This window comes from Candidatus Bathyarchaeota archaeon, assembly GCA_026014805.1.
GTDB lineage: Archaea > Thermoproteota > Bathyarchaeia > Bathyarchaeales > SOJC01 > JAGLZW01.
Genome location: JAOZHR010000011.1, coordinates 1 through 26977 on the forward strand (window position 1 = coordinate 1; position 26977 = coordinate 26977).

Consider the following 26977-nt stretch of genomic DNA (forward strand, 5'->3'; position numbering starts at 1 on the left):
AATACGTGACGCCTTGACAAAGGCAACTGTAAAAACTGGAATTTTCAAGCGTCGAATGATTCACGTCGCAAGAAGGTTTGGAGCTCTGAAGAAGTGGGCGGACTTTAGCACTGTTAGCCTCAGGCAGCTGGTGAAAAGTTTTGAAGGCACTGCAATTTACGACGAAGCACTTAAAGAAACATTCACTAAAGATTTAGACTTGGAAAGGCTTCTTCGATTGATAGACGAACTTCGAAGGAACGAAGTAGCAATAGCTAAAATTGACACGCAAGGATCGGCGACTCCAGTGGCAAGAGTCGGCATAGAACGCGTTAGCATGAAAACAGACCCGATTCCACCGGAAAGAATGCGGCTTATTCTCGTCGAATCGGCAAAGGCAAGACTGTTAAACGAAGTCCGAAGCTTTGTCTGCACAAACTGCTGGGATTACCTGGAAATGATATGCATAAAAAACTTGCCCGACAACCCAGTCTGTCCACAGTGTGGTTCCAACGCCTTAGGAATACTAAGAAATGAAGAAAACCATGTGAGGTCCCTAGTGGAAAAGAGAGGAGAAAAACTGGCTAAATTCGAAAGAAAAATGCACCAACAAGCTATCAAGACTGCACAATTGATTTCAAGTTATGGAAAAACTGCGGCAATAGCTCTTTCTGCTCGAAGAGTAAAACCAGACGATGTTAAGAGTATCCTTAAAAAAGAGAAAAAGCCTACAGATCACTTCTTTGAATTAGTGCTTGAAGCCGAACGAAAGGCGCTAAGAAGAAGGTTCTGGGCAGATTAGTTGAGAGAAATGCAAACTCTACTGTCCCAGTTTATATGCGAGTATTGGCATTCCAGCCGACAACTTGAAGATAGATTAGCCATAGCTATTGAAGCTTCTAAAACTATAAATTGCACGAAAAAAAACTAATGCACACTTTGGGGTAGGGATGCTTGGAATTAAGTAGACAAAGATTAAGAAAAAAAACCTTGAGCAGGTTCAAATACATGCGAACTTGTGTCCTAGCAAGGGAACTCTGCTTACTTGTAAGGACAAATCGTGTTGCTTTTAGCCCAGAAGATGTGAAGCAGTGTTGTAGCCTCATTTCAAAATTATGTAAGGAATCGGGCTGCATTGAACAAAGTAAACTTTGCCAACAAGCGGCTGGAGTCGTAAAAGAAGACGAGGAGAAATACCTCGAACTTTGCCAGCAAAGCTGTCTGAAGTGCGGTGAGGCAAGACGACCTATGCAAAAGAAGAAAACCACATATGTAGCATAGTAAACGTCAACAAACCTTAAAATAAGCAAATCGATAACACAAAAGCGTAGAAGGAGAAATCACAAATTGTTCATCGCTCCTTTCGTTGCATCACCTCTTCCAGTTGTCAGGCACATGCTAAAACTTGCAGACCTAAAGCCTGGGGAAACCTTCTACGACCTAGGGGCCGGGGATGGTCGAACAGTAATTATGGCGGCGCAAGAATTTGGAGCCAGAGCGGTCGGCGTTGAACTGCGAGAAGATCTAGCCAAAAAAGCTTTAGCAACTATTCATGAACTCGGCATCCAAGACCGAGTAACCATCGTCCAAAACGACTTATTCAAAGTGAACCTTTCTCCAGCAAATGTCGTGTTTTTATATCTCACAACTAGCGCAAATGACAAAGTCAAGCCAAAGCTGGAAAAAGAATTGAAGCCCGGTGCACGAGTAGTTTCTCACGACTACGAGATTCTAGGATGGAAACCAGTAAAAACGGAAAACTTCTGTGAAAATCCAAAGCTTGGCTACCCATCACACACAATATACATTTATCATAAGTAATTTTGAGTTTTTTGCGGATCATTTTCCCTTTCTGAAAAAGTTCTAAGGAACGTTGCTAGGAGCATAGAAAAAAGATTTTGCGGAAAAGCAATAGAAGGCTCTTAAAGCGAATAGGTGAAATCCACGCAATTTTTGAGTACAGGGATTTGCTACCAATATGACTCTTGCAGTAATGCTTAATTACTAAGCTGTAAACTTCTTTAAAACCACGAGTTCTAAGGAGACATGAGAAATGAACCTCATAATTCTCGGTCCACCGGGCTCAGGAAAGGGGACATATGCCTCAAGGTTGCAGTTAAGACTCGGCATGCCGGCCATAGCGACAGGCGATATTCTTCGAGAGATAGTGAAAGAAGAAACAACGTTAAGTAAGAAAGTTAAGGAGTATATGAGCAAAGGGGAACTAGTCCCAGACAACATCATAGTCGAGGTTCTGAAAGAAAGGATTGCCAAAGATGATAGCAAAAGGGGTTTCATATTAGATGGTTATCCTCGAACTATTGAACAAGCGAAGGCGCTTGGCACTTTCGCGAAGATTGATATAATTATCCTCCTACTTGTACCAGAGTGGATTATCATCGAAAGACTCTCAAGCCGAAGAATCTGCAGAAACTGTGGAGAGGTCTACAATATTCGGTATTTGAAGCCCAAGAAACCAGGAGTCTGCGACAAATGTGGTGGCGAACTCTATCAGCGGATTGATGATACACCAAAAGTTATCAAGGAAAGGTTGAAAGTTTATGAAAGACAAACGCAGCCTCTTCTAGAATACTACAAAGGCAAGGCTCCATTTGTAAAATTCAAATGTGAAGACACAGACACACCACCTGAAGTTGCAGTTGAGGAGATTCTTAAAGGATTGAAAAAGCTCAAGCTTTCATAATAAAAAAAAGATATGGTGCGCGTAAAAAAGCCAAGTATATACGTGCAGCCAATAGATCAAAATTTAGAATGTGTCAATTTTTGAAACTAGGCTAATATCTAAAAAAAGGTTAAGAGTTAATGAGCAAATAACATGCGATTCTCATATCTACTGTTGGCATCTTTCCTAGCCACCGTCATAATGCTTTCCCTTGCAAGCCCAAGTGCTTGTTACTTACCAGAAGATGTCAACCATGATGGCAGAGTTGATATGGATGACATTATGGCAGTGAAGGAAGCCTACGGTTATCAATCTGGTAACAAGTATTGGAATCCAAACGTAGATGTTGTTGCTGATGGAAAGATAGACATTTTCGATGTAGTGAAAATAATAGCGAAGTTTGGCGCACATATGCCTGTGGCATCGTTTACAGAGAGCGCGCACACTGCGCCTGTGGGCATACCCATAGAATTTGACCCTAGTGAGAGTTATGATTATAACGGAACGATCCTCTTGTATGAATGGGATTTTGATGGTGATGGCGTCTATGATAAGAGCACAACATTTCCTGATGTGGTATCCTTTGTATACTTGATCCCTAGAGAATATAATGTCACTCTCAGGGTAACAGACGATGATGGTCTAACAGATACAGCTATGGATACAAAAATGATAACATCAACTGGTGTTATTCCAGAAGTTCCGCTTGGGACAATTGTGGCTTTAGCTGCAATGATGGTCGCACTGATGGCCTATGCCATGCCAAGGTGGAGAAGAAAGCGACAAGGCGTCAATCCATAGTTTTTCTTTTTGAAAGCGTCATTTTCGGTTTTCTTTTGATCCTGCTTGGTGATATGATTTAAATAAACGGTATCTGGATAGACGTGGCCAACCAGTTTTGGCGTATTTCAGTTTATCTGGGTTTTTCTTCAACCAGTTCATCATGTGGAAGAAGTTTTTTGCCCTCTTTGTGTCCCTCTCTTTTAGGGGTTTGTAGCCCAAGTTTCTTATTTCATCAAGGTAAGCTGTTTCTGTAAGGCGTTGAGGTTCTCCTGTCACTTTGACTCGATGGATTCGGTCATCGCAGTATCTCTTTTCCAAATCTTTAACAGCCTCGTCGAAGATGTAGCCGCGGCAGATGTAGATTGGTTCCTCTGCTTTGAGTTTGAATTTGTCCAGTAAGTGGAGTACAATCTTTGAAGCTTGGTCCAGATACTCTTTTTGGCGGAATCGTTGACTTCTGAAATATCTAACATCCAAAATTTCATATCTAAATTCTTGGGTTTCATCGCGAAAGGCTCCTATGACCACACCGAAAAGGAGGTCTCCGATACCTGCATCATCGATTATTATTGTCATCGAATACTGCCCCTTTCTGCTGGAGAATATGTAAGCCTGTATAAAAATCGTCTAGTCAGCGAATGCGTCCATTTACGAAATCGAAGCTTTTACAGGTCTTAATAGACCCTCTTTTGTGATCTCAATGCGGATTCTATCACGTTTGAAATTGCACATTCGACAGTCCAAGACTCGAGCTATCCTAACGAACTCGCCTCTCTTCACTTCCAAGTCCATCTGCTGGTCCTGCCAGTAAACACGCCCATAGTCAACTATTATAGTGCCATCAAGGTTATGAGCAAGCCCAATGCCTCCCGCCATCTCATAAGTATCCCACGATTCTTTACCACGCTGATTTACATAGATGCACGTGACCCCTTTCTTCTGGTTGTGCCTAGCTAACTCCATAACTCGGTATTTCAATGCCCCTCTATATGATTCGAGAACAGTCACAGAGTCAATAATGGCTAAATCAACGTTTTCCTTTTCTACAACGTAGCGGTAAGTCTCTGCAAAGGTATCCCAGTCAAGTAGCTCTGGAAACATGACAGTATCTAGCACAAACAAGTTTTCCTGGATTTTACTCCAATCTTTTCCTAAAAAATCGGCTTTTTCTTTCATGCGAGACTGCAGGTCAAAACGAGGTGAAGGACTCTGCCAAGTGTCTTCAGCCGTCGCGTAGAGAACTTTCTTTTCAGCAGAACAAATATTTATGGCGATTTCCTCCACAAGAATAGATTTACCCGCGCCAGGCAAGCCGGTGAGTGCGAACTGACCTACGATAGGTAGACCATTCAAAGGGGGCCCTTCAATTGTGAGAAACAAGTGGTCAATGAAAGTTCCAGTTGGAAGGGCTGTCAAGGTTTTTTTGGCTTTTTCCGCGGTGCTCGGTCGCAGAACTAGAGAGCTAAGCTTTTTTTCTTTACGTTCGATTTCGGTTGTCATGGGTTTTGTAGCAAGTTCCCACTCATCTGCTGGCTCTCTTGCCTCCTTCACAGCATTAGCCAGAGTCTTAGCCATCGCTTTAACTATTTTATTAACATCAGGTTGTGGCTCGCTTTCTTCTTTAGCAGCAGTTACAACTTTCTCTTCCGGCTTCGCTTCAGACACGACTAATTCAACAGGGGTTGTTAGAATCCACATTTCACCTTTTCTATCAACTACGCCTTTCAATTTCAAAGCTTGAAGTATGGCATAGGCGGAATCAGGCCCATACTTTGCTATGTGAAGTCCTTCGGATATCTCGTCAAGAGAAGCTTGACCGTTATGTTGCTTGAGAAAATCTGAAACATCCTTTTCCTCAACCATTCTAGTGTACCTCAAATCCTAATGCAGTTTTCTGACTAAAAACTTCTTGCCTAAAAATAAATTAGGTAAAGGATAATATGGTTCTAAGAAGTATGAATCCAAGATAGAGGAAAGAGTATGGATATTTTTGAAACAATAGAAACTCGGAGAAGCATCAGAAAATATAAACCTGGCTCTATTTCAAATAAAGAGTTGAAGATGATTTTTGAAGCTGCCCGCTTGGCGCCTTCTGCCGCTAACCGACAGCCGTGGCGCTTTGTGGTGGTGCGCGATGCGGAAAGGAAGCAGGCTCTGGCTAAGGCAGCAAACAATCAGATGTTCTTAGCAGATGCTGCGGCAATTGTAACGGCTATAGGTGATCCTGAAATATCTGAAAGATGGTATGAGAAAGACCCCAAAATAGCGGTGGAACATATGGTTCTGGCGGCTGCTGCCTTGGGCTATGGTACATGCTGGATAGGGCTTTCAACGAAGAGGAAGTGAAGCATATTCTTATTGTCCCGGAGGAGAAGCGCGTGATTGCTCTACTGCCCATCGGCGTGCCTGACGAAATTCCAGAGTCTAGACCGCGAAAGGAAATTTCAGAAATCTTCTTCGAAGAAGAATTCGGCAAACCTCTGAGCTGACGGTGCTTTTTGTGGGCATGAAGAAAGTTTATGGCTATATTGACAGGCACTCGCAGGACTTCATTCAAGAAGTGGCTAGGTTGGTGAAACAGCCCAGCGTCTCTGCAAAGGGTGAGGGGATGCAAGAATGTGCCGAAATGGTTGAAAAGATGCTGTGTGAGGCTGGATTTTCTACTCAGATAATTCCTGAAAAAGATGGATATCCAGTTGTTTATGGAGAGCTCAAGTCGAAAAATTCAGAGAAAACACTGCTGTTCTACGATCACTATGACGTTCAACCGCCTGAACCCTTGGAAGAATGGAAATTTGATGCCTTCAGCGGCAAAGTTTATGAGGGAAGAATTTATGGTCGAGGCGTCTCTGATAATAAGGGAAATATTGTTTCGAGAATAAAGGCCGTTGAGGCTTTTCTTGAAGTTGTTAGCAACATTCCTGTAAATGTGAAGTTTGTTGTTGAAGGCGAAGAAGAAATCGGCAGCCCCCATTTTGCACCTGTTGTTAAGCGGCATAAAGACTTGTTTTCCAACGACGCTACAATATGGGAGTTTGGCGGAACGAACTATGAAGGACGACCCGAGATTTACCTAGGGCTCAAAGGTGTGTTGTCGGTTGAGCTGAGAGCTAAAGGTGCATATAGGGATGTTCACTCTGCAAATGCTCCACTAATTCCGAATCCTGCGTGGCGCCTCGTCTGGGCTCTAAACAGTTTGAAAAACAAAGATGGAGAGATACTAATTGAAGGCTTCTATGACGACGTTGAACAGCCTTCTAAAGAGGAACTCCAACTGTTGAACGACATTCCGCTTGAAGAAGAAAAACTAAAGAAGACTTTGGGATTGAAAAAGTTTTTACGCGGGAAAACCGGAATAGAAGCAAAAAAAACCCTGCTTTACAGTCCTACATGCACAATTAATGGTTTTCTCACAGGCTATACGGGACAGGGCTCGAAAACAGTTTTACCGAAGGAAGCTATGGTGAAACTTGATTTTAGACTCGTGCCCAACCAGATGCCCAACGAAATTCTAGAGAAGCTTGTCAACCACTTGCAGAAGACTGGTTTCAAAGATGTCGAAGCTATACAACATGGGTCTACTGAGCCAGCAAAAACTCCCGTAACAGACAAGTTTGTAGACGTTGTTGCTCAGGCGGCAGAAAAAGTCTATAAGAAAAAAGCCGCAGTGTATCCTACCAGTGCAGGTTCGGGACCTATGCATCTATTCCGAAACTGGTTGGATTGCCCCGTTGTTTCTGCGGGTTGCAGTCACGCAGATGCGAAAGGTCATGCTCCAAACGAAAACCTAACTATAGATGGCTTCATAAAGGGAACTAAATTCATGGCAACTATCCTAAATGATTTCAGCCAATCCTGACTGTATCTAATCTCAAAGCACGTACACTCGAAGTGATATATGACGCCTATTGGCAGCTAATTTGTGGGTTGAAGCGGCCAATTTAATCTAAGAGCCGCTTATAGAGAAATCTAAAGTCTTTAGTACTGCAATAACCACCATTACCTCAAAAGAAGGCAACATAAGGTTGAATCGAGCCAGCATAGAACAAATCCTATAACAATATAAAACCTTAGCCATCGTCGGGCTCTCCCAAGACTCCACAAAAGCAAGCCACCAAGTTGCCCGGTATCTACAAGAAAAAGGCTATAACGCCATACCGGTCAACCCTAACGCAGAACAAATCCTAGGACAAAAAACCTACAAAACCCTACTGGACATACCACCAGAAACACAAAAAACTATAGAAATCGTTGACATCTTCAGACCCTCAGAAGACGTGCCGCCTGTAATAGACCAAGCGATCCAACTGAAAAAGCAACATGGAAAGCCTTATGTAATCTGGATGCAACTCGGAGTAACTAATCAACAAGCTGCAGAAAAAGCTCAAAAAGCCGAACTAGCAGTAATAATGAACAAATGTATAATGACGGAGTATGGTCACTTGTTTGGAGAAAAAGAAGACCCCGAACTAGAAAAAATCAAAGCAAGAAAAATGCAAGAAAGGATGCAAAAATCCAAAAGCGGCGATGAAATCTCTGGCCCAATCACAGTAACAGACGCCGATTTCGACAAGGCTATCAAAGAACATCCACTAATGGTCATAGATTGCTGGGCATCGTGGTGTGGACCCTGCCGCATGATTGCCCCGATTATAGATGAATTAGCCAAAGAGCATGCTGGCGAAATAGTCTTTGGTAAACTTAACGTAGATGAAAACCCGAAGACAGCTACTCGGTTCAGTGTAATGGGAATTCCAACGTTGCTAATTATAAAGAACGGAACAGAAGTGGACCGCATAGTTGGAGCATCCCCGAAGCTGCTAATTGAAAATAAGCTGAAGAGGTATATCTGAGGCGGGGAATCTATGGAGATTTCAGAAAAAAGAATCATAGGCTCCCTTATTCTATTGGCAGGTTTAACATTTGTTTCGGTGGCATTATTTACGGGTCAACTAGCCAAAATCGCAGATTTAATGAAAAGCATTTTCGAACCTGCAGTAGCAGGCTTGCCGTGAGAAGGAAAGAAAATGCCTATAATTCGCAGAGAAGGAGAAAAGGAAGGAATTCTAGAGGCCGCAAAACTAATGCTGGTCTCGGCAAGAACCGCACCCAAGTCAGCGGGAATCGATGACTTAGTTATGGCGATAGTCTATGGAAAAGAAAAAGATGAAATTGCAGCAGAAATGGGCAAGATTGCAGAAGAAAGGAACATCAAAGCCTTCAGACGAGACAGCAGAAACTTACGCGACTCTGAAGCAGCCTTGATAATCGGCGTAAAAGGACCAAAATCCCTCAGTATCAACTGCGGCGCATGTGGCTACACAACCTGCGAAGCCTTCAACAAAGCGGAAAAAACGCAGGGTCAAGATTTTGTGGGACCTACATGTTTGTTTAAAGCCTTAGATTTGGGTATAGCCTTGGGCTCAGCAGCAAAAACAGCAAATCTCCTTAACGTAGACAACCGAATAATGTATCGGGTTGGAACTGCAGCAAAGAGACTAAAATTACTGCCAGAAGCCCATATCATTATGGGGATACCTCTCTCTGCTAGCGGCAAAAGTGTCTACTTCGACAGATCTAGAGAGGTACAAGTATACCGCTGAGACACTTCTTGCTTGGTCAGGTCTTTGAGAACATTACGTAACGTTTGAACTGCATCGTCTTCTAAATCTAAACCAGCTACAGTGCGATCAGACTGACTGAAAATTTCTTTGGTGAGTATTTCCTCAGGATCATATCCAAAGCCTCATAAAGAAACCATCAAATGAGCGACAAACAAGCTATGCGCACGCAGAAACTGGAATCAATATTATGTTGCTAGACTTCAAAGCTTTAGTGCCTGCAGAAAAGGGTAGGGGGGAAGTCTAGGTGTGTCTCAGTCCTTTTAGAAGCCGCCACAACTAATCCAAGACACTTCAATAACGCACACTCATACTCCGCCTTCGTAGTATGCATGTCGAGTCTTCAAGTCGCTTGTCAAAGCATGGTTGAAGTAGTTCCACATAAATACGGTGACCAAACCGCAATTGTTAATTATTTGAGTGTTAGCTTTCAACAAGAATATGTATAATTGCATGAGTGAATATGTCATGCAGCGCATCAAGAAGGATGTAAACAACGCCAAGTATGCAAAGAAGAAAAAATGTCTATATCATCCCGCAATGGAGTGCCCGACGCCAGATGAACCATGCATTTTCACGTTAATAGAAGATATACAAAGAAAGGGCAAAAACAGAATTGATGAATACTCATAGAACAGCCAGCCTCGTGTGCATCTATGAACACTTGTTAAGTGTTTATTGTCTTTACTTTTTATAGACTACCTCAGAAACGTTGTTAGGAGCTCTTTAACTGTTATATCAGGCTGACCTGCTCAGGAAAACATTAGTGATTGTACCTTTGCCACCTTAAGCTAAGGGGGTGACGTCTCCGCTCGATAGGAGGTTCAAATCCCACCCCGCACCGTTTTTCTGAAGAAGAGAAAAAAGCATGGCTCGCGGGTTATTTGGAAAATGCCTCTTTGAAAAATTCACATATACTTTGTGAAGCTAAATCAATTGTTGTTGGATAGTCATCCATGTAGAAATGATCTGTGTCTAAAACAAGTTTCTCTTTTCTTTCTCTTGCTTTTTTGTAGAGTTGTTTAAAATCCGAGTATGGCGCTACTTTGTCGTGTTTTCCATGTACAAAGAGTTTGGGGCAATCAAAGTCCAAGTTTGCCTTTAGGCTATTCACTTTCTTCAGAATCGAAATGGCAACAAAACAATTAATCTCAGCTTGAACCGCTACATTAGACGCGACTACGGCGCCAAAAGAATATCCCAAAAGACCTAAAGAATCAACTCTTTTCCGCATGAACGAAATCGCATCCAACACATTTTGAATCTCCTTGACTCCTTTGCCATAACCACCATAATCTATGCACAAAGCCGAGACGTCATGAGACGCAAGTTCTCTGGCAACTCTAACAATTCTAGTATCATCCTTGCTGCCACCGTACAGAGGATGTGGCGGACAAAGAACAATTCCCACAGATGAATCCCCATACAGAGTTGCGAGCAAGGTCTCATCCTTACTTCTGAAACTTACCTGCATGCACGCCATTCTCCATATTTTTTCATATTTTCAACTTTTAAGATTTTCCAGGGTGGATGCGGTTCGACAGAAAAAATGGGGGTTTGCGGTGGAAATTCGAGAGATATCTCCACTGTCGAAGAATAGGGTTGGGGCACATCAAACTGTCATTTTGAAGGTTTTACTGCTGAAACGTTGATACTCATGGTTGAGACTAGAGCGTCTTTTACGATCTCTCTTGATTCTTCCTCTAGTTCAGAGACGCTTCTTAATTCTTGGGTATTTTTGTTGTGTTCAGCAACGATGACTTTTGCGTCAGGGTCATTCACAATGTCTTCGAAAGAATAATGCGTTTCCTTAATAGTGTTCACTTTTTGAAACCCTGCATGTTCAATTGTTTCTATGTATTTGTCTTTCATCACTGCCCCCCGGATGCAGCTGGCAGGATGTGCTCTCTTCTTTAGGGCTTCTGGGAGTTCTTTCAGCAAAACAATGTCTGAAACCATTAATCTTCCTCCAGGTTTTAGCGCTCTAAATGCTTCTTCAAAAACTCTCCTCTTATTTGGCGCAAGGTTGATTACACAGTTTGAGATGATCACGTCAGCAGTGTTGTCTGCGACAGGTAGGTTTTCGATCTCTCCTAATCTAAACTCAACATTCTTGTAGTTGCCTTTTCGGGCGTTTTCTCTTGCCTTATCTATCATCTCGGGAGTCATATCTACACCGATGACTTTTCCTTTTTCTCCGACCCTTTTTGCTGCAAGGAAGCAGTCAACACCAGCGCCAGAGCCAAGATCAACAACTGTTTCACCTTCTTTAAGAGATGCTAGTGCGATAGGATTTCCACAACCAAGACCAAGATTGGCACCTTCAGGAATAGACTTTAGCTCTTTGTCGGCGTAGCCCATTTTCTTGCTCAGTTCCTCGTATGTAGCGGAACTGCCGCAGCATGAAGTTGTAGGGCTACAACAAAGTCCATTTTTGGCTATTTTGGTGTATCCTTCCCTCACGTTTTTCCTTATCTTCTCCTCCTCCAAGATTAACACCCCTTTTCGTTGTCTTGTTACGTCTATTCTTTGCCAAGTGATCTTTTCGCTTGCTCCTTTAGCTCTCTGATCTTCTTCACTGTTGGCATTACTTTCTGAAACAAGTCTTTACGAGCTTGTATTCCTTCTTTAATAAAGAATGCTGCTGCTTCAGATCTACTTTTGAAGGCTTCAACTTCGACGAGCGCGTCTATTTGTTTGAAGTCTTCGTCGTTCAGTCTTGTCATGACTACGTTACTCCTGCCCTCTAGCTTCTCACTTATTTTCATTAGAACCTTTTCTTTGAATTTTTCTGCACCCTCACTTTCTGGGCAACACTCCAGCATAATAACCTTTTCGCCTTCTTTAGGCTTCATTTCTTTCTTTTTTCCTTTTTCCTCGTCCATTTTATCTCACCCCTTTTTAGTTACGCGTATTTTGTAATGTCAATATGGAAAATCAAACATATAAATGTTTCCTTACATATTACATGATACGTGTTCTGCTAGAATGGGGGGTTGCGGGTGATATCTCCATTTTATCCAAGGCTACTTCGCCCGGCTACTTTGTGCTAACGCGCTTATATCGTAAATCTTGAGATTTTGGTAGACATCATGTCCCCAAAGCCACATCATCCACCTTGCGGGAGCCCTGCCCATAAAGCGCTTTGGTCTCCTTGCGATGTACATCTCTGATGTACATTTTTCGCGCAGCTTCAGAGGACATCATACAGCCGATGTTGCTTAGAGAACAAGCCTGAATGGAATCCAAAAGGAAAAAAAGGGAGATTGGCGCCTTCTGGAAAACGCTTTTGCCTTTCCAAACAAATAGAATCATCTATTTTGATAGGCATGCATAGAAGGGGCAAGTGTTAAACATTTTTTTTCATTTTTTCGTGCATTTTCTCTAATGTCCATCGGATGCTTGACTTTAACTCGCGCAGCCTGTCTGCTGTGAGATTTTCAATCACGATCTCTCGAATGGCATCACCGTCCAAAATTATCTCGTAAGAAAAAATCTTGTCGGGAGCCATCTCACCTTTACTTGCGGCTTGACTGTCTTTCTCCTGCATTTTTTTTAGAACACGCTCAACCAGAAACTGTTGAAAAGGCGGAGTCTTTACGTCAAATCTTTTACCCTCAGCAAATGTTACACGCATAGAATCTCTACTCATGTATAGATTCGCTAGAAGATCTCCTGTCACGGCTTTAAGAGGAAACACAGTTTGATATTCCACAACAGGCGGCAACGAAGGCATCTTAGCAGGTTTGAGCTCTTCAATCTCTGCTCTTTTAAATCCCTTTTCCAATAGAGTTTCATTAACAAACTCGAGAAGCATTTTGAAATTTTCCAAATCCACCATTGCTGCAGCTATCTTCTTCTCAAGCATCGACTTGAACTCGGCAAGCTTCTTTATCTTTTCATTTTCGTCCTTCTTTTCTTCTCTTGCCATAGGCTCTCTCCGAGCAGAAAATATCAACTATGTTCCTTAAGAAAGCTTGCGTTTCTCAACGCGACATCATTAATCATTGTTTCAGTAAGATGCACATACGAATCTTATGAATCTAAGGTGTGCATCCCCATATCAACCCATATGGACCAGCTATACAAGTGATGTCCAAGATGTCAACCCGACCAACATGAGATGCACGGGCTGCTCCTGGAAACCAGTTCCTATCTGGCACACCAGTCCCTATGCTAGCATAGGCGTTAGCCTGCATTACAACGTCGTAGATGTCAATTTTAACCAAGTGAGGTTTTTAGAAGCTTTGACTTGAAGGTTTTAGGTTCATTTGTTCGTGGTTCGTAGAGTGGTTTGGTCTCTACTCCATATGTTTTCTTTAAAAATTTCTCAAATTCATCAAATACGAGGCTGCCTGTTTCGTTCAGCTTTAGGTAGAGTGGCTTGCCTTGATATAGCCCACTTAAATCATACAGAGCTGTTCTCTTGGAGAGCTCAGGGTTCACTGTCAAAGTTTCCACTAATTGTTTTGAAGGTGGCTGCTGAAAAACCCAAGCGGTATAAGAGACATCTATTATATGATAAGATTTTCCTTCAGGAACGGCACGTTTCTTGTTGGAAACAATTCGTTTAAAGGTAGATGGGTGGATCGTTCGCGTTCCAATGAAATTATGGTATTCGTCATCTATCTTTACTATATCCTCGTAATCGGAAGTTTTCCAACCTCTGCGACGACAGGTTTCCTTGAAACGCTTCAAAAGATTCCAGACCTTAGGCATTTCTGAAAGTTTAGTCATACTAATCATCACTGAAAGATTCTTATAGAACTATTTTCTAGTTTTCTTCTTCTAGTTCTCAGCGTCTAATTTAAATTTATTTAACATAAACTTCGCAAAACCGTAGCTGCAACAGTGAAAGCCCAGAAAATTGTAGGAATGTTCCATGCTTTTTAAACAGTTTTCCGAAATGAATTCTTACCAGGCATTAATAGAATTGGAGGAATCCACCAAGTTTTTCTACATTTTACCGATGGCAAAGAATAAATTATGAAAAATGCAAAGACTACTTTTTCTTAAGAAGGCTCGATTTATGAAGACTAAGAATCAACTGGTTATTCTCGACGATTTAGACTGGGCAATACTAAAAATCCTACAAGAAAATGCCAGACAGACATATACGGAAATTGGGCGGCGCTTGAATTTGGCGCACTCTACTGTATATGACCGCATAAAGAGGATGGAGAGATATGGAGTAATCAGAAGATATTGCGTTATGATTGACCCCAAAAAAGCCGGAGTGAAACTGCTTACGGCAATTGTAACAGTTTTTACCAATCCGAAAGAAAGCGGAAAAGTTGCAGAACAACTGGCAAAGCAAGAACAGGTAGTAGAAGTCTTCATCTCGCTCTCTGAGGAATTACTAATAATTGCAAAAATAGTAGCTGAAGACCAAGAGAAATTACATTCTTTTCTTGCACAGTTCGTGGCCCCCCTGCAGGGCGTACTTCGCATTAGAACTTCCATTATCACACGGAAATATAAAGAAGAAACTTTTTCCTTCCAAAGCGGAAACTAACCAAGTGTTCGTTAACTTTTTGTCCAAATTTCCAAGATGTCTATTTGGTTCTCATTCGCCGTTTTCTTAACCAAGACGACGTAATAAAGACGACAGTGATGAGCATAACGTTTAGGCTTATCCATGTGGGCAGTAGAGGCGACTTTACGGAAACTGTAGAGCCTCCTATAATAATCTCTTCGTAGCAAGCGATGGCAGTATGAGACATGTTCATCCTTACTGAAATTGATTCATCACCCGCATCCTGCGGAAATCCGTCAACCTCCCAATGGAGAAACTTATAGTCTACAACTGAAGGTGCGGCAAGAGGCACATTTGTAGATTCGTCATACCAACCTTCGCCTGGAATTGCTGCAATCCCTAATGGATGAGTCTCAACCGTCAAATAGTATTGGGTCTCGTAGTTTGCAGTTACAGTTTTAGCCTTATCCATTAACACTGTTGTCGAGGAAGAAGTGGGATCAGTTATTTCAGACATGTTGGCTGTTGTCCAGCCGAAGAACTTGTAACGGGATGAACCGGGCACAATGTCGATAAGTTCATCTGTAGAAATCGGTGCGTATGCCCCAGCATCATACCATCCTTCGCCAGAAGGAGTGGTGGCACCGCTGGGATTTGTTGTTATTGTCAAGTAGTATTGTAGGACGTAGTGAGCAGTTGCTGTGTGATTATCATCCATTTGCACAACGATGGGGTTTCCCTGAATTGTGTTGTTGTCAACATCCCAATAGCTGAGCCTGTATTGGACACCTGTTGAGACTTGAACAAATTCTGGCGCTGCCAAACTGACACTGGTACTTTCATCATACCAGTCTTCACCCTGAATCGTTGTGATGTTATCTGGATCTGTCTTCACTGTCAAATAGTATCTGCGAAGGCTAACGGTGATTATCTTTGATTCTGTATCCCATCTGCCTTCGCTGTCCGTTATGTTTAAGGTTACTGTAAAGCTTCCATTCGCAGTGTAACGGTGTGTTGTTATTGGGTCGCTTTCTATAACGACGGGGGGTCCGTCTCCGAAATTCCAAGTGTAACTGATTAAAACCCCGCCGTCAGGGGTCGAGTCTGAAGCGTCAAAGGTGACATTTTCGTATGTGTAGGGATAAAACGGCGACCACCAGAAGTCAGCGATAGGCAAAGCTTCAACCGTAATCGGTTCGGATTCTGTGTCCCATTTTCCCTCGCTGTCTGTCACGTTCAGAGTGACTGTGTAGTTTCCAAACGTGGAATACGTGTGGTTTATGATGGAGGAGGTCACGGTCGTGATGTTTCCGTCTCCAAAATTCCACTCGTAGCTGATAATGACCCCTCCATCAGGTGTTGAAGCTGATGCGTCGAAGGTTACTACCTCATGCTCCAATGGGTCAGATGGCGAAAAACTGAAAGCGGCGACGGGATGCTGTCTGACACTTATGATTGCTGTGGAGTTGTCTGTAAGACCGTCATTATCCGTGACAACCAGTATTACTGTGTAGTTTCCAAAGGCAGTGTAAGTGTGATTTGTTATTGGGTCGCTTTCTATAACGACGGGGGGTCCGTCTCCGAAATTCCAGCTATAACTAACGATATAGCCGTCTGGATCGTAGCTTTCGGAAGCATTGAAAGTTACTATTTCATCTGTGTTCGGATAGGCTGGGTCATAAAAGAACTTGGCTATTGGATGTTGAGGTGCTGGCGGTCCAGCTTGGAACAAAACTGTGGAATCTTTGGAAATGGAGTTGTGAGTTATGTCGCCGGTACTTGTAGGTGGAGTATTAACTTTACTTCCGTAGGCGTCAAAATGCATCCTAATGCCTGTTGTATTTGAAAATGTTGCAGAAACTACGACTTCCTTGTACCCTTTACGGGGTACAGTTCCAACATTGACATAGGTATCGTTAAACCATGTAGGATAAACATCACCTGGCGGCCAAGTCCAAAGGTTGTATGGAGTTGGGGTGCCATATTGGAATGCTGATTTCGGTATAGAGGTACTATTCACAACAAGATTTTCAAGGTTGTCGTAGCCGATGTCATTTAGGGCAATAATGAGGTGTGTGTCGTATGATCTTTTTGCAGCGCTTGTGTTGTTGATTCTCACGGTGAAAGTTTGGGATATTCCAGTTAGGTTTAACAGCCAACATTCGCTTAACCATGGATCTGAATCGGGGCCGACGTATATGCCATCTGGAAGAGAAACCTTGAGGATGGCTGCGGGGTCGGCTTTTGCGGGATTTAGGAGACAGAGGGAGAAAAGCATTAGAATTATAAGACCTAAAACACTCAAGCGTAATGACTTGACTGCGTACGTGCACATTGTTTCTCCTTCTCCCTCAACTGTTATTTACTAGCTTTAGAAACCATTTAAAGCTTATGGAACTAATTTCTATAAGCGCACACGGACCTGCACGAAGGACTTTTTAAAAAAATCTTTGGGGCTTCAATCTTTACTGTGAGTTTCCGGTTAGGTTGAGGGTCAATTTTCCTCGCTTTGAATGTATATGGAGTAGGATGCTAACAGTTAAGTTAACATTTTTAATTACCGTAACAATATCTAATTGGTGACAACGTGGCGAAAATCGAACGTCAGTTCCTGAAAGAAAAGGAAGCAAAGAAGTTACTCTCAGAATTCTTCGAAAGAGCTAAAATCCACACTCAACAGTTACCAGTGCTGAAGCCACCTATCGAACTTGCTAAAACTAATAATGAAGAAATATTTCTATTTAATAGAAAGCCAATTTTCGTAAAGTCAGACAACGCCCTCTTTCCTACACTTGTATCTCACGAACTTTTATCAAAGCTGCCGAAAGCTACGGTAAACATGGGAGCAGTCCCATACGTCTGTAACGGAGCAGATATTATGGCTCCAGGCATTGTCAATTTTGAAGGAACTTTCAATAAAGAAGACATTGTCGTAATCTCTGACGAACGCCACCAAAAACCCATAGCTATTGCCATAGCACTTTACAGCACAGAAAAGGCAAAGAAACTTGAGCATGGAAAAATTCTAAAAAACATCCATTACATTGGAGACGAATTGTGGAACACAGTGAAACAACTAGATTCTGCAAGATAAAGCAAAAGTTCTGTGGAGAAGCCACACAATTGGGCAAATGCTAAATCTACAACACCCAATCAACCTTAATATATTTACGAAAATCTAAGGACCTCGCCTAAAACGACTTGAAAAACGGAGTTTTGCATTTACTTCGCAGATTTTCCCGAAAGTGTCAAAGTCTCCACACATGCGCAAGAGGTCTAATTAGAAATGCTCTCTCGGTATTCCTTCTTGTTGTGATGCTAATTGTGCCTGGATAGGGGGCTTCTCTTGTGATTTCAATCTCTCTTCTAGTTCCTTTATTCTGTTTCGAAGCTGACCATTTGTTTCTCTCTTCGCTCTAACCTTATCCAGCAAGTCCTGAACTTCCAGCTTTGCTTCGAGGATTTTTACTCTCTCGATCAGACTTCTTTCTTCTTCTTCCAATGATTTCAATTGCTCTTTAAGTTCGTATGCAAGCCTTTGCTGTTCCTCAAATTCCTGGCTCATGATAGTTCCACTAAGAGTTTAATCAGAAGAAACTAGACATAAGTGACTTATGAACGGGTAATTAATATTGATACACACGTTTCCTCGGAAGACACAAAATGCGTGCGCGCGCATCATGTGGGGGTGTCCATTAGCCTCCATGTGAGACCGGAATCAAAACCAAACTGTCACCATCCTCAATTCTAGTGTCAAGCCCAGCAAGTAGACCAATCTCTTTCTTATTAAGCAAAATAATCACATTTGGTCGAGGATCGTTGAGTTCAGGGTCAATCAAAACTTGTCTAAACTTGGATGGAAAAAAGTCTGCTAGTTCAGAAATCACATCTTTGACGGCTACAAAGCTATCAAATTCCAGTGAAACATTCCTTTTTTTAGCTATTTCTTGCAGAGTGCCTAGAAAATTTACTTCTATTCTAATCGTCAACCTTCTCATTCCAGACTAATCTTTTTCGTCAATAAAAAGTTGGACAATATCAGATGCAATCTGCACAATATCATCAACATGCTTGATTGTCGTGGGAAGCTGTAAATCAGACGTTCGAGAAAGCTTTTGTATTGTCCGCTCAATTTCAATCAGACATTTAAGTACAGGTTCGTCAGTTGATTGCTGTTGGGTATAAAACGCTTGGTATACGATTGATTCTATGAAGGCAGGGTCGCCTAAGCTGTAGTATATTGCTGCCTGCGCTTTTCTCATTGCTTCGAGTATTAGGCTGTGTGCAATAGAAGGCGTTTTCTGAGCTGCTAGAAGTTCTGCTTTTGCTTCTCTAAGGTAACGGAGAGCCCATCCTTTTCTATAATCACCTGCTGTAGTCATTTAGCTTTGAACTCCTACTGTTTGTCCTCTTCAAGGCTTTCTTCCATTTCACTTTCTTCTGCGCGCGCGCGCATTTTGGCAATTGAGATCAACCTGGTAATATATCCAGCTATCCTGTTTCTCAGCTTAATTGAAGAGATCTGAGTTAGAGATTCTACTACTTTTTTGTTGCTTTGAAAGTCGGTACTGAATTTGTCCGGGTATCGCCCTACTAATTCGCGGGCAGCTTTTTTCACGTGCTCTTGCCGCACTTTGCCCAAAGTTTCTGTTCATCCCCTGTGTTTTTGACTCTTGTAACTGTTCCTTCTTTGGTTCTCTTAATGATTACGGCTTCCATAAAAGCAATTTGGTTATGTCGGTTCTATCTCGAAAAAGGTCACAAAGTTCTGAAAAATCCGTTTAGCCACTTCCGCTTCCTGTTTGCCTTTTATTTTTGCTATTGCATTTACTACCAGCGGTATAAATGAAGGTGTGGTCATCTTTCCTTTAAAAGGCGGCCTAAAGAATCTGACAGGACCATCTGTTTCAGTTAACAGATTTTCGAGGGGAATTCGACGAATAACGCCTTGTATGAGGGTCGAATAAAGTGTTGCAGGACCTTCTGTAATATAATATCCGCGGTCTACAATTTCAGGCAGCAATTTCACTGGATTGCTGAACCAGTGTAACAATACTTTCTTGATGTTGTAAGAGGAGAGTATATTCATGATTTCTGATGTTTTTCCTCTTGAATGAATTACTGCAGGTAAGGAAAGCTTTTCGCTAAGCTGCAACATCTCACAAAACACTTCATACTGCCTGCTCATGAGTTCCTTCTTTTCTCCCTTCAAATACTTGTAATCTAGCCCTATCTCACCAATTGCGACCATTCTTTCATACTTTCTATAGTTAAGGATCAAGTCTACTATACATTCTAATTCATCAGGCAATAACTCCTTGACATTCCACGGGTGTATTCCCAAAGCAGCATACACAAGCGTGGGATATTTTTCTACGAGTTTGATGCTCTGAAGACTTGTTTGAAAGTTCACCGAGTTAGATACCAAAGCAACAACGTTTGAACTTTCAGCGTCTTCTACTACTTCATCGACCTGTGCTTCGTATTCCGGGTCTGACAAGTGTAGATGGGCATCCACGAATCTCATGACTTTTCAATGTTTATTGTTAGCTTTTAGGCATTGCTATAGACGGATAGAAAGAATTTTGTCTGAGAAGAAAGGATAAGGGTTAAATACTGGCTTAAACAGAAAAAGAGACCACGGAGATGGTTAAATGGCTGATTTAGAGTTGTCTATTGCACCCATGCACCGAATAATCAAAAAAGCCAAAGCCGACAGAGTGAGTGAAAGTGCTGCACAAGCGTTAGCAGTTGCCCTTGAAGACATTGGAATCAAAATCGCCAAAGAGGCCATAGAATATGCGATGCACGCAGGGCGAAAAACTGTGAAGTCAGAAGACATCGAGATTGCAACACGCAAAGTAGTAGGAAAATAGCTCCTCCCTCTCCCTTTTTTATTTCCAGGACATTAGAAAAGTTATTTATGTATTAAAAAGAAATCATGATAACACGATTGGGGAAAAACATTGCGTTCAGATTATATCTTATACATTATCGGTGCGATACTCTTTATGATGGCTAGTTATGCTCTATTCAATGTAGAGTCTTTAGAAGCTCCTATGGGCGGAAGATTGCTTTTTGGCGCAATTGTTTTTGTGTTAGCTCTTTTTGGGGTTACAGCTTTCATTTTTGGTTACAGCGCACGACCTAAGAAGCACAAATTGCCTTTCATCACTCCTTCTCCAACAGTTGAGTCCATTACAAAGTTAACACGGGTGAAAGGAATAGGCGAGAAAAGAGCTGAGCAACTGAAAGCGCTAGGAATTTCCACGGTTGCAGATTTGTCGGCAGCCTCTGCTGAAGAGTTGGCGGAACAACTCCAGATTTCATCCAAAATCACTAATCGATGGGTCAAAAACGCTAGGAATCTGCTGTTGGAAAAATAGTTTGATAAAATATCTATCTTGATTTTGCGCCTCTCTCAGATAATTGACGACTTGCTGTTCCACTCTTCCACATTTCCGAGTAGAATTTAGAATTGTTCATTAAAATTCTGGGATCTTGTGAAGAAGCATTCCTTCAACCGTGACAGGGTTCATAGTTAAAGCTAAGTTATATGCAGTGTTGAGTTTCGATGTTCGTTCGGCGTAGATTTCTAATAGAATGTCGTTTTTCTTTACCTTGTACCCTCTCTTCCAGCGCAGCGCTACCCCAGCCCCTTTTTCTCGGGGCGCCCCAGCCGCTCTGGCTATAGTGGTTATTGCGGTGTTGCTGACGTTTGTCACGAACCCATCACAAGGTGCTTTAAGTACCACGGTGTGGTGTCCAATGACAATGTCCTCAGGTCGAAGTCTTGGGTTACCTCCTTGAATCTCAATAATTTCTCGCATTTTTTTCAAAGCTTTTCCAGAAGCAAGAATTTCTTTAGCCAAATCCTTGCCTTGGCCAGGTTGAGCTTTGAACCCCATTTCTAGAAGCATACCTGCCAATGCTGTAGATTTTTCAACTATGCTTGCAGGTCCTTTTCCTTGCAACGCAATTAGTGCTTCTCGTGCTTCTAACGCCGGGCCTATCATGTGTCCGACGGGTTGTCCTCCATAAGTGATGCCACACTGAAGATGCATGTTAAAGCGTTCGCTTAGTTCGACAAAGCTTTTAGCAAGTTTTCGTGCTTCCTCCACTGTAGTAACTTTTGCTTCTGCTCCCACAGGAATGTCAACTACCACATGGTCTGCCCCAACTGAGAGTTTTTTGGAGATAATACTTGCCAACATTTGTCCAAGAGGGTCGATGTTTAACGCATGTTCAACGCGAATTAGCAAGTCATCAGCTGGTGCGATGCCAAGTTTTCCACCCCAAACAATTGCTCCAGTTGTCTTCGACGCGATTTCCTTCAGTTCAGTGGCGTCGAATTCAACATCGGCAAGTACTTCCATTGTATCAGCAGTTCCTGAGGCACTGGTTATGGCGCGACTGCTAGTTTTTGGAATAAGCAATCCAGCTGCTGCTACAATAGGAACAATTAATAATGTAACTTTGTTGCCTGGCACGCCTCCTATGCTGTGCTTGTCATAGCATGAACGGTCGAAGTCAATCACACTCCCTGTGTCAACCATGGCGCGGGTCAAGTATTCAATTTCGTTCATTGTTAAGCCATGAAACTCTTCGGCTAATACAAAAGCTGCAATCTGCACTTCGTCAAGTCTGTAATTGACTAGGTCGTGCATTATAGTATAATATTCTTCTTTGTTGAGAGGTTCGCCACCTATCTTCTTGTGAATAAACTTTATTGACTCTGGTGGTTCCGCTACAGAAACAGATATTCCCGCGCCATCTTTAACTTTGAACTCTTTATGAACATCTCTAAAAATCCCAATTTCTCCTTGTGTCAAATAAGATTTCGTTGTGTCAACGAAAGCCACAGTTTTTCGTTTTCCATAAATAATTTTCACCCAATCGTGAGCTAGAGTTCCAATTTCTTGGGCATCTTTTTCGTGAAGCAAGACCATCTGTTTGCCAATTTCCAAATCAATTATTTTTGCTTTAAGCTTCACTATCGCTTCCTCACAGCACGCTATTCAAATGAAATTTAGATAAGTGTTATGTATTTACCCCCACTTTTGGGGTGCCTTATCTCTTTTAAGTCTTCGTTAAGGCATTTTGTGCACTTCCTTCTAGGAATTGATTAACTGTAATGCTTTAATGAAGTCTTTGTTATTGATGCTTCTCTATTTCATGTTAAAATGACTTTATGACTCTACATTTTCCAAAAGCTTTTAATGCTATAGGGCTGTGCATTCCACAAGGAGATATTCTTATGAAAATTGTTGAATCCAAAATCGAAAAGGCGGTTTTTGCTAGATTCTTTGAAAATGAGGATTTGCTTGAGACTATTGCTTTGGCAGCTAAGCATAGTAATGTTAACTCCGGCTTCTTTTTCCTTATAGGCACATTAAAAAAGGCAGTTTTGGGTTACTACAAAAAAGGGAAATATATACCGATTGAAAAGACTGGTCCCTTGGAAATAGTGTCGTGTACAGGAAACATTTCCGTCAAAGAAAAGGCTGAACTTGTTGTTCATGGGCATATAGTGATCAGTGACATCGATGCCAATGCTTTTGGTGGTCATGTTTTACCAGGATGTTTAGTTGATGCGACGGCAGAGCTTGTATTAATTGCGGCGGAAAGTGGATCCCTTACAAGGGAACTTGATCCACAGAGAAATCTCTACTTATGGGCCCTGTAGAAGTAGCTACGTTACTTAAAGCGCATTATACCGTCCAAAGTCATTATAAAACTTTTTCAATTTGGCGCTATTCCTCTAGGTCTAAAAAAGTGCTGTCTTCACCAAACTTTCCTTCAAACAAAACACAAATTTTGCGCTTAATAGCCTCATTTCCAACATACAAAAGATGGCTCTCACAGTTGTTTTTGCAATCAGACGCACCAAATTTCGGAATTAGAACCTTTGCCTTCATTTGGCTTCTGATAAATTGATTTATCTCACACTCAGAATTCGGGTTGCCTGAAACAGCAGCTATAGCCTCTATGCTAGCCTCTTTTTTGGAGAGTAAGAAATCGATGTGCCAATGTTTCTTTTTCAAAGTCTTAAGATGTCTTGCAAGCCTGTTTGGCAAACTAGTTGCACCTTTTCCGAGGGCAGAACCTGTGTAAACGTAGTATCCTGGCAAGAACGTTTCTGTGCCGAGTTTTCCTACATTTACTTTTAGTTCGTTTGATACAAGGATTATTAGCGTATAGGTTCCTTTCTTGGGTAGCTTTTTAAGGAAATATCGCTGTTCCTTGGCTGAGTTTTGAGCTGCCTCGGTAATTAGAAACCCACCGTCGTAGCTAAAAGGAATATTCCAACAAAGTTCAAGGCTACAAACACTACCAAAACAATTATGGCTCTACATTCTTTAGCTTTGTAGAGAGTATCTATTCCAAGATAATTAACGATAGGCGTGACAACAGAAATGAAAAATTTCATCCATAACAAGAAAACAAAAGCGGACTTCCAGTCTTTGGTTCGCACACCGCTAAAAAATCTGCTAGGACTAGTTAACTGTTTTATCAGTGTCTTCATCATTCCAAACATGCATTTATCACGAACCAACCGTTTAGAGCATGCACATATAAGCTTTGATACCTTGCATTTATTCTCTAAATCGTGTATGCTCATGCGGAAACATTTAAAACACTAAGAGGTAAATGAATAGAAAGTTGCGGGTAAAAAACTGATGAGTGTTCAAAAAGAAGATCCAATTAAGCTTCACAAGCAAGGCAACATTTTATACGAGACCGAGAAATACGAGGAAGCTACAGAAAAGTTCCTTCAATCTTCAGAACTTTACGAAAAGAAGGGCAATTTTTTCGACGCTTCAACCATGTTGTTCAAGGCTGGTGAATGCAGTTTCATGCTAAAGAACTATAAAACAGCTATTGAACGTTTCAACAAGTCTGCTGAAATTGCCTTTCAAAAAGGGTTCGACCGCTTCGGTGTCAGTGCCCTAGAATACATTCTAGACTGCTACAAAGCATTGAAAAAAGAGAAAAGCAAAGAAGCCGCGGAGTTGCAGAAGAAGATAAAGGAAGTCAAAGACAAACTTGCATCGCAACTATTCTAAAAGGCCACTTTTTGAACTAGGAATGCTTATCTTCCCTTAATCATCTTTTCTTCGAAAGCGATTCACATGCCAACATTATTCCAAATCCTAGCAGAGCTTTGCGAAAAACTAGAGTCAACAACAAAACGCAAGGCTATGGGCAACTGGGTTGCCTCATTCATCCTACAACTCGAAACCGAGGAGATTGAACCTGCAATATCAATGCTTATGGGTAGAGTCTTTCCAAAATGCGATCAACGTGTTTTAGAAATCAGTTGGATGACCATTAGCACAATAATACGAAAAATAACCAATATTGACAACAACATGTTTTCTCAAGCCTTTAGTAAAACTGGCGATTTAGGCGACGCGACCAGAATCATATTCGAAGAAGGCAAAATTAGAAAACAAGCCATGCTTTTCCAAAAGCAACTGACAATACTTGAAGTGCAGCGTACTTTCGAAGCCATCGCAGAGGCAACAGGAACTGGCTCGAGAGAAAAGAAAGAAAGACTGCTTGAAACACTGCTAGGTTCAGCAACACCGCTCGAGGCTAAATACGTCGTGAAAGTTTTAATTGGCGAAATGCGGACTGGCTTCCACGAAGGCTTAATGGAGCTTACAATAGCACAAGCATTCAACATCCCGTTTGGCGTTGTTCAAACAGCAAGTATGCTTACAGGCGACATTGGCAAAGTTGCCACTATAGCAAAGTTCAAAGGAAAAGAAGGCTTGTTGAAACTAGAACTCGAAATTTTCAGACCAGTAAAACCTATGTTGGCCCAGACAGCTGCAACGGTTGCTGAAGCTTTAGAGGAGCATGACGGACAGACAGCGTTAGAATACAAGTTGGATGGAGCCCGTATTCAAATCCACAAGTCAGGAAACGCTGTGAAAATTTTCAGTCGGCGATTGACAGACGTAACAGAAAGCCTCCCCGAAATTGTTGAACTTATCCAAAGTGAAGTTAAGGCAAACGAAGCTATCCTAGAAGGCGAGGTCATCGCTGTTGGCAAGAATGGAAGTCCTATGCCTTTTCAACATTTAATGAGGCGTTTCAGGCGAATCCGTGAAATTCAACTTACAGCTGAAAAAATTCCAGTTCAGCTTTACCTATTTGATGCACTATATATTAATGGTCAAAGCCTCATTAATGAAACCTACACACAGCGAAGAAAAAAACTAACCAACGTCATACGGACAATCCCTCTAGCGAAACAAATTGTCACTCAAAATATGAGAGTAGCTGAAAAATTTTTAGAAGAAGCCATAGAAGCTGGACACGAAGGTTTGATGGCGAAAAGAGTTGACAGCCTCTATACACCAGGAGTTCGTGGAAAAAGATGGTTTAAAATTAAAAAGGTTCTTGAGTTTCTAGACTTGGTTATAGTTGCGGCAGAGTATGGATATGGACGTAGGCATGGTTGGCTTTCAAACTACTATCTTGCTGCTCGAGACATGAAGAGTGGCGAATTGTTGATTGTAGGAAAGACTTTCAAAGGTTTAACTGACGCTGAAATCATCAGAATGACCCAACGACTAAAAGAGTTGACTGTCAAAGATGAAAGGTACAAAATTATTGTTGTGCCAAAAATTGTGGTAGAGGTTGCTTATAATGAAATTCAAAGAAGCCCAAAATACAAATGTGGCATGGCTCTTCGTTTTGCCAGAATTACTCGAATTCGCGATGACAAAAACCTTGAAGAGGCAGATACTATACAGAAAGTTAGAGAGATTTACGAGCAGCAATTTGAGAGAAAAAGTGGCATGTAGAAAGTGTAGAACCTGCATGCGCCAAAGCGTTTCATAGAAGAAGCAAGTACGCGTTGATCGTCTTCATGCATAAACTAAAAAAATTAATCTTCATCTCTATGGTTACAAGAGTGCCTTTAAGATTATTTGAGCCGTAGATTGCCCACGCCGCTACTGAATCAGCTAAACTTGTTATAGCTCATCGTGAACTGTTCTTAGGAACTGATTGTATCTCTTATCGATTTTTATTGATAGACGAGTATAAACCTTCCTCACTTCTTCGATTTCCATGTTCAAAAGTTGGTAACAAGGGCTGCTTTCGCCAAGTTTAATCAACTTTTTGAGTTCAGATTGCATTATTTATCACTGGAAAACGTAAATCTTAACGCAATTATTTATTTCTACATGCAGAATAAGGGCGCAAGAACCCATATACCCTACATATATTTTGGCAACACAACACTTATTAGCGAGAAACGCATTCCTCAATCGATTCATTGCCGAGAGATGTGGTTTTTTGAACATTAAAAAACTGAAACGCCGCGCATTTCATTTACGGCAACGTATCGATGCTCTGGAAGATAAACAGCAAAAACAACGACTTATCGAAGATTACGTAAAAATCATTTGGCAAATA

The 26977-nt window shown here is 41.7% G+C and carries 35 protein-coding genes; 18 read left to right on the top strand and 17 right to left on the bottom strand.

What is annotated here, in order from left to right; translation table 11 throughout:
- The 5 genes from NWE91_03075 to NWE91_03095 all read left to right on the top strand — a co-directional run.
- Positions 1 to 781: hypothetical protein (locus NWE91_03075; GenBank protein ID MCW3985377.1), on the top strand; the 781-nt coding region annotated here is incomplete at its 5' end.
- A 188-nt stretch (positions 782 to 969) separates the two neighbouring features.
- Positions 970 to 1260, top strand: coding sequence for a hypothetical protein (locus NWE91_03080; protein ID MCW3985378.1), 291 nt, complete (start codon positions 970 to 972; stop codon positions 1258 to 1260).
- A gap of 66 nt (positions 1261 to 1326) precedes the next feature.
- Entirely contained in the window at positions 1327 to 1800 is a 474-nt protein-coding gene (locus NWE91_03085; protein MCW3985379.1) for a class I SAM-dependent methyltransferase, read from the top strand.
- 232 nt (positions 1801 to 2032) lie between these two features.
- On the top strand, positions 2033 to 2683 hold the full coding sequence (locus NWE91_03090) for an adenylate kinase (protein ID MCW3985380.1): 651 nt from the start codon (positions 2033 to 2035) through the stop codon (positions 2681 to 2683).
- A gap of 132 nt (positions 2684 to 2815) precedes the next feature.
- Complete coding sequence (locus NWE91_03095) at positions 2816 to 3463, top strand: PKD domain-containing protein (GenBank protein MCW3985381.1); 648 nt, start codon at positions 2816 to 2818, stop codon at positions 3461 to 3463.
- 18 nt (positions 3464 to 3481) lie between these two features.
- Here the strand turns inward: NWE91_03095 and NWE91_03100 are convergent, their stop codons facing one another.
- Positions 3482 to 4021, bottom strand: a complete 540-nt coding sequence (locus NWE91_03100; protein MCW3985382.1) for a hypothetical protein — start codon at positions 4019 to 4021, stop codon at positions 3482 to 3484.
- 72 nt (positions 4022 to 4093) lie between these two features.
- Positions 4094 to 5308 (bottom strand): hypothetical protein, encoded by a 1215-nt coding sequence (locus NWE91_03105; protein MCW3985383.1) that lies wholly within the window; start codon positions 5306 to 5308, stop codon positions 4094 to 4096.
- 117 nt (positions 5309 to 5425) lie between these two features.
- On the opposite strand from NWE91_03105, the gene NWE91_03110 reads away from it, so the two are divergent.
- The 6 genes from NWE91_03110 (at position 5426) to NWE91_03135 (ending at position 9699) form a co-directional block, all read left to right on the top strand.
- Positions 5426 to 5791, top strand: coding sequence for a nitroreductase family protein (locus NWE91_03110; GenBank protein ID MCW3985384.1), 366 nt, complete (start codon positions 5426 to 5428; stop codon positions 5789 to 5791).
- 160 nt (positions 5792 to 5951) lie between these two features.
- Complete coding sequence (locus NWE91_03115; protein ID MCW3985385.1) at positions 5952 to 7304, top strand: M20/M25/M40 family metallo-hydrolase; 1353 nt, start codon at positions 5952 to 5954, stop codon at positions 7302 to 7304.
- A 217-nt stretch (positions 7305 to 7521) separates the two neighbouring features.
- The gene (gene trxA, locus NWE91_03120; protein ID MCW3985386.1) at positions 7522 to 8298 is read left to right on the top strand and encodes a thioredoxin; all 777 of its coding nucleotides are present in this window, start codon (positions 7522 to 7524) and stop codon (positions 8296 to 8298) included.
- Between the two features lie 12 nt (positions 8299 to 8310).
- Complete coding sequence (locus tag NWE91_03125; GenBank protein ID MCW3985387.1) at positions 8311 to 8460, top strand: hypothetical protein; 150 nt, start codon at positions 8311 to 8313, stop codon at positions 8458 to 8460.
- Positions 8461 to 8472: 12 nt separating this feature from the next.
- A complete protein-coding gene (locus tag NWE91_03130) occupies positions 8473 to 9048 on the top strand; it encodes a DUF2148 domain-containing protein (protein MCW3985388.1) in 576 nt (191 codons plus the stop codon).
- 486 nt (positions 9049 to 9534) lie between these two features.
- Complete coding sequence (locus NWE91_03135; GenBank protein ID MCW3985389.1) at positions 9535 to 9699, top strand: hypothetical protein; 165 nt, start codon at positions 9535 to 9537, stop codon at positions 9697 to 9699.
- Between the two features lie 247 nt (positions 9700 to 9946).
- Here the strand turns inward: NWE91_03135 and NWE91_03140 are convergent, their stop codons facing one another.
- The 6 genes from NWE91_03140 to NWE91_03165 all read right to left on the bottom strand — a co-directional run bounded on the left by NWE91_03140 (position 9947) and on the right by NWE91_03165 (position 13803).
- Positions 9947 to 10540 carry a dienelactone hydrolase family protein gene (locus NWE91_03140; protein ID MCW3985390.1) on the bottom strand — a complete coding sequence of 198 codons (594 nt, stop codon included), beginning with the start codon at positions 10538 to 10540 and terminating at the stop codon, positions 9947 to 9949.
- A gap of 146 nt (positions 10541 to 10686) precedes the next feature.
- On the bottom strand, positions 10687 to 11565 hold the full coding sequence (arsM, locus tag NWE91_03145; protein MCW3985391.1) for an arsenite methyltransferase: 879 nt from the start codon (positions 11563 to 11565) through the stop codon (positions 10687 to 10689).
- A gap of 23 nt (positions 11566 to 11588) precedes the next feature.
- Complete coding sequence (locus NWE91_03150; GenBank protein MCW3985392.1) at positions 11589 to 11951, bottom strand: hypothetical protein; 363 nt, start codon at positions 11949 to 11951, stop codon at positions 11589 to 11591.
- Between the two features lie 464 nt (positions 11952 to 12415).
- Positions 12416 to 12997 carry a hypothetical protein gene (locus NWE91_03155; GenBank protein ID MCW3985393.1) on the bottom strand — a complete coding sequence of 194 codons (582 nt, stop codon included), beginning with the start codon at positions 12995 to 12997 and terminating at the stop codon, positions 12416 to 12418.
- Positions 12998 to 13109: 112 nt separating this feature from the next.
- Positions 13110 to 13295 (bottom strand): hypothetical protein, encoded by a 186-nt coding sequence (locus NWE91_03160; GenBank protein MCW3985394.1) that lies wholly within the window; start codon positions 13293 to 13295, stop codon positions 13110 to 13112.
- The gene (locus NWE91_03165; protein ID MCW3985395.1) at positions 13288 to 13803 is read right to left on the bottom strand and encodes a hypothetical protein; all 516 of its coding nucleotides are present in this window, start codon (positions 13801 to 13803) and stop codon (positions 13288 to 13290) included. Before NWE91_03165 ends, NWE91_03160 begins: the two co-directional genes overlap by 8 nt.
- A 292-nt stretch (positions 13804 to 14095) precedes the next feature.
- Between NWE91_03165 and NWE91_03170 the strand changes: the two genes are divergently transcribed.
- Complete coding sequence (locus NWE91_03170) at positions 14096 to 14581, top strand: Lrp/AsnC family transcriptional regulator (protein MCW3985396.1); 486 nt, start codon at positions 14096 to 14098, stop codon at positions 14579 to 14581.
- Positions 14582 to 14621: 40 nt separating this feature from the next.
- Here NWE91_03170 and NWE91_03175 read toward each other — a convergent pair whose 3' ends face one another.
- Entirely contained in the window at positions 14622 to 16877 is a 2256-nt protein-coding gene (locus NWE91_03175) for a PKD domain-containing protein (GenBank protein ID MCW3985397.1), read from the bottom strand.
- Between the two features lie 252 nt (positions 16878 to 17129).
- On the opposite strand from NWE91_03175, the gene NWE91_03180 reads away from it, so the two are divergent.
- A complete protein-coding gene (locus NWE91_03180) occupies positions 17130 to 17636 on the top strand; it encodes a DUF1947 domain-containing protein (GenBank protein ID MCW3985398.1) in 507 nt (168 codons plus the stop codon).
- Between the two features lie 186 nt (positions 17637 to 17822).
- On the opposite strand, the gene NWE91_03185 is transcribed toward NWE91_03180, so the two are convergent.
- The 5 genes from NWE91_03185 to NWE91_03205 form a co-directional block, all read right to left on the bottom strand.
- The gene (locus tag NWE91_03185) at positions 17823 to 18107 is read right to left on the bottom strand and encodes a hypothetical protein (GenBank protein ID MCW3985399.1); all 285 of its coding nucleotides are present in this window, start codon (positions 18105 to 18107) and stop codon (positions 17823 to 17825) included.
- 130 nt (positions 18108 to 18237) lie between these two features.
- A complete protein-coding gene (locus tag NWE91_03190; GenBank protein ID MCW3985400.1) occupies positions 18238 to 18531 on the bottom strand; it encodes a MoaD/ThiS family protein in 294 nt (97 codons plus the stop codon).
- Positions 18532 to 18546: 15 nt separating this feature from the next.
- Positions 18547 to 18924: a hypothetical protein gene (locus NWE91_03195; protein MCW3985401.1), complete on the bottom strand. Its 378-nt coding sequence runs from the start codon at positions 18922 to 18924 to the stop codon at positions 18547 to 18549.
- 14 nt (positions 18925 to 18938) lie between these two features.
- On the bottom strand, positions 18939 to 19184 hold the full coding sequence (locus tag NWE91_03200; protein MCW3985402.1) for a 30S ribosomal protein S17e: 246 nt from the start codon (positions 19182 to 19184) through the stop codon (positions 18939 to 18941).
- A gap of 90 nt (positions 19185 to 19274) precedes the next feature.
- Positions 19275 to 20069 carry a TatD family hydrolase gene (locus tag NWE91_03205; GenBank protein ID MCW3985403.1) on the bottom strand — a complete coding sequence of 265 codons (795 nt, stop codon included), beginning with the start codon at positions 20067 to 20069 and terminating at the stop codon, positions 19275 to 19277.
- A gap of 127 nt (positions 20070 to 20196) precedes the next feature.
- Here NWE91_03205 and NWE91_03210 point away from each other — a divergent pair, with 127 nt between their 5' ends.
- On the top strand, positions 20197 to 20418 hold the full coding sequence (locus tag NWE91_03210; GenBank protein MCW3985404.1) for an NFYB/HAP3 family transcription factor subunit: 222 nt from the start codon (positions 20197 to 20199) through the stop codon (positions 20416 to 20418).
- 90 nt (positions 20419 to 20508) lie between these two features.
- Positions 20509 to 20928 carry a DUF4332 domain-containing protein gene (locus tag NWE91_03215; protein ID MCW3985405.1) on the top strand — a complete coding sequence of 140 codons (420 nt, stop codon included), beginning with the start codon at positions 20509 to 20511 and terminating at the stop codon, positions 20926 to 20928.
- A 99-nt stretch (positions 20929 to 21027) separates the two neighbouring features.
- Here the strand turns inward: NWE91_03215 and NWE91_03220 are convergent, their stop codons facing one another.
- Positions 21028 to 22536, bottom strand: coding sequence for an AMP phosphorylase (locus NWE91_03220; GenBank protein MCW3985406.1), 1509 nt, complete (start codon positions 22534 to 22536; stop codon positions 21028 to 21030).
- A gap of 263 nt (positions 22537 to 22799) precedes the next feature.
- Here NWE91_03220 and NWE91_03225 point away from each other — a divergent pair, with 263 nt between their 5' ends.
- Positions 22800 to 23228, top strand: coding sequence for a DNA-binding protein (locus NWE91_03225; protein MCW3985407.1), 429 nt, complete (start codon positions 22800 to 22802; stop codon positions 23226 to 23228).
- Positions 23229 to 23295: 67 nt separating this feature from the next.
- On the opposite strand, the gene NWE91_03230 is transcribed toward NWE91_03225, so the two are convergent.
- Positions 23296 to 23673, bottom strand: coding sequence for a DUF123 domain-containing protein (locus NWE91_03230; protein ID MCW3985408.1), 378 nt, complete (start codon positions 23671 to 23673; stop codon positions 23296 to 23298).
- Between the two features lie 549 nt (positions 23674 to 24222).
- Between NWE91_03230 and NWE91_03235 the strand changes: the two genes are divergently transcribed.
- Both NWE91_03235 and NWE91_03240 read left to right on the top strand, forming a co-directional pair.
- A complete protein-coding gene (locus NWE91_03235) occupies positions 24223 to 24609 on the top strand; it encodes a tetratricopeptide repeat protein (protein MCW3985409.1) in 387 nt (128 codons plus the stop codon).
- Between the two features lie 66 nt (positions 24610 to 24675).
- Positions 24676 to 26361 (top strand): ATP-dependent DNA ligase, encoded by a 1686-nt coding sequence (locus tag NWE91_03240; GenBank protein MCW3985410.1) that lies wholly within the window; start codon positions 24676 to 24678, stop codon positions 26359 to 26361.
- A 171-nt stretch (positions 26362 to 26532) separates the two neighbouring features.
- On the opposite strand, the gene NWE91_03245 is transcribed toward NWE91_03240, so the two are convergent.
- Positions 26533 to 26697: a hypothetical protein gene (locus NWE91_03245; GenBank protein ID MCW3985411.1), complete on the bottom strand. Its 165-nt coding sequence runs from the start codon at positions 26695 to 26697 to the stop codon at positions 26533 to 26535.
- Positions 26698 to 26977 lie beyond the last annotated feature (280 nt).

What these genes read in the sequence shown, in the direction of transcription:
- NWE91_03100 (MCW3985382.1), bottom strand. Translation starts at nt 4,021, where the DNA reads ATGACAATAATAATCGATGATGCAGGTATCGGAGACCTCCTTTTCGGT.
- NWE91_03165 (MCW3985395.1), bottom strand. Translation starts at nt 13,803, where the DNA reads ATGACTAAACTTTCAGAAATGCCTAAGGTCTGGAATCTTTTGAAGCGT.
- NWE91_03235 (MCW3985409.1), top strand. Translation starts at nt 24,223, where the DNA reads ATGAGTGTTCAAAAAGAAGATCCAATTAAGCTTCACAAGCAAGGCAAC.
- NWE91_03170 (MCW3985396.1), top strand. Translation starts at nt 14,096, where the DNA reads ATGAAGACTAAGAATCAACTGGTTATTCTCGACGATTTAGACTGGGCA.
- NWE91_03240 (MCW3985410.1), top strand. Translation starts at nt 24,676, where the DNA reads ATGCCAACATTATTCCAAATCCTAGCAGAGCTTTGCGAAAAACTAGAG.
- NWE91_03205 (MCW3985403.1), bottom strand. Translation starts at nt 20,069, where the DNA reads ATGAGATTCGTGGATGCCCATCTACACTTGTCAGACCCGGAATACGAA.
- NWE91_03175 (MCW3985397.1), bottom strand. Translation starts at nt 16,877, where the DNA reads ATGTGCACGTACGCAGTCAAGTCATTACGCTTGAGTGTTTTAGGTCTT.
- NWE91_03110 (MCW3985384.1), top strand. Translation starts at nt 5,426, where the DNA reads ATGGATATTTTTGAAACAATAGAAACTCGGAGAAGCATCAGAAAATAT.
- NWE91_03095 (MCW3985381.1), top strand. Translation starts at nt 2,816, where the DNA reads ATGCGATTCTCATATCTACTGTTGGCATCTTTCCTAGCCACCGTCATA.
- NWE91_03115 (MCW3985385.1), top strand. Translation starts at nt 5,952, where the DNA reads ATGAAGAAAGTTTATGGCTATATTGACAGGCACTCGCAGGACTTCATT.
- NWE91_03210 (MCW3985404.1), top strand. Translation starts at nt 20,197, where the DNA reads ATGGCTGATTTAGAGTTGTCTATTGCACCCATGCACCGAATAATCAAA.
- NWE91_03135 (MCW3985389.1), top strand. Translation starts at nt 9,535, where the DNA reads ATGCAGCGCATCAAGAAGGATGTAAACAACGCCAAGTATGCAAAGAAG.
- NWE91_03150 (MCW3985392.1), bottom strand. Translation starts at nt 11,951, where the DNA reads ATGGACGAGGAAAAAGGAAAAAAGAAAGAAATGAAGCCTAAAGAAGGC.
- NWE91_03130 (MCW3985388.1), top strand. Translation starts at nt 8,473, where the DNA reads ATGCCTATAATTCGCAGAGAAGGAGAAAAGGAAGGAATTCTAGAGGCC.
- NWE91_03105 (MCW3985383.1), bottom strand. Translation starts at nt 5,308, where the DNA reads ATGGTTGAGGAAAAGGATGTTTCAGATTTTCTCAAGCAACATAACGGT.
- NWE91_03245 (MCW3985411.1), bottom strand. Translation starts at nt 26,697, where the DNA reads ATGCAATCTGAACTCAAAAAGTTGATTAAACTTGGCGAAAGCAGCCCT.
- NWE91_03125 (MCW3985387.1), top strand. Translation starts at nt 8,311, where the DNA reads ATGGAGATTTCAGAAAAAAGAATCATAGGCTCCCTTATTCTATTGGCA.
- NWE91_03140 (MCW3985390.1), bottom strand. Translation starts at nt 10,540, where the DNA reads ATGCAGGTAAGTTTCAGAAGTAAGGATGAGACCTTGCTCGCAACTCTG.
- NWE91_03185 (MCW3985399.1), bottom strand. Translation starts at nt 18,107, where the DNA reads ATGAGCCAGGAATTTGAGGAACAGCAAAGGCTTGCATACGAACTTAAA.
- NWE91_03090 (MCW3985380.1), top strand. Translation starts at nt 2,033, where the DNA reads ATGAACCTCATAATTCTCGGTCCACCGGGCTCAGGAAAGGGGACATAT.
- NWE91_03195 (MCW3985401.1), bottom strand. Translation starts at nt 18,924, where the DNA reads ATGACTACAGCAGGTGATTATAGAAAAGGATGGGCTCTCCGTTACCTT.
- NWE91_03225 (MCW3985407.1), top strand. Translation starts at nt 22,800, where the DNA reads ATGAAAATTGTTGAATCCAAAATCGAAAAGGCGGTTTTTGCTAGATTC.
- NWE91_03155 (MCW3985393.1), bottom strand. Translation starts at nt 12,997, where the DNA reads ATGGCAAGAGAAGAAAAGAAGGACGAAAATGAAAAGATAAAGAAGCTT.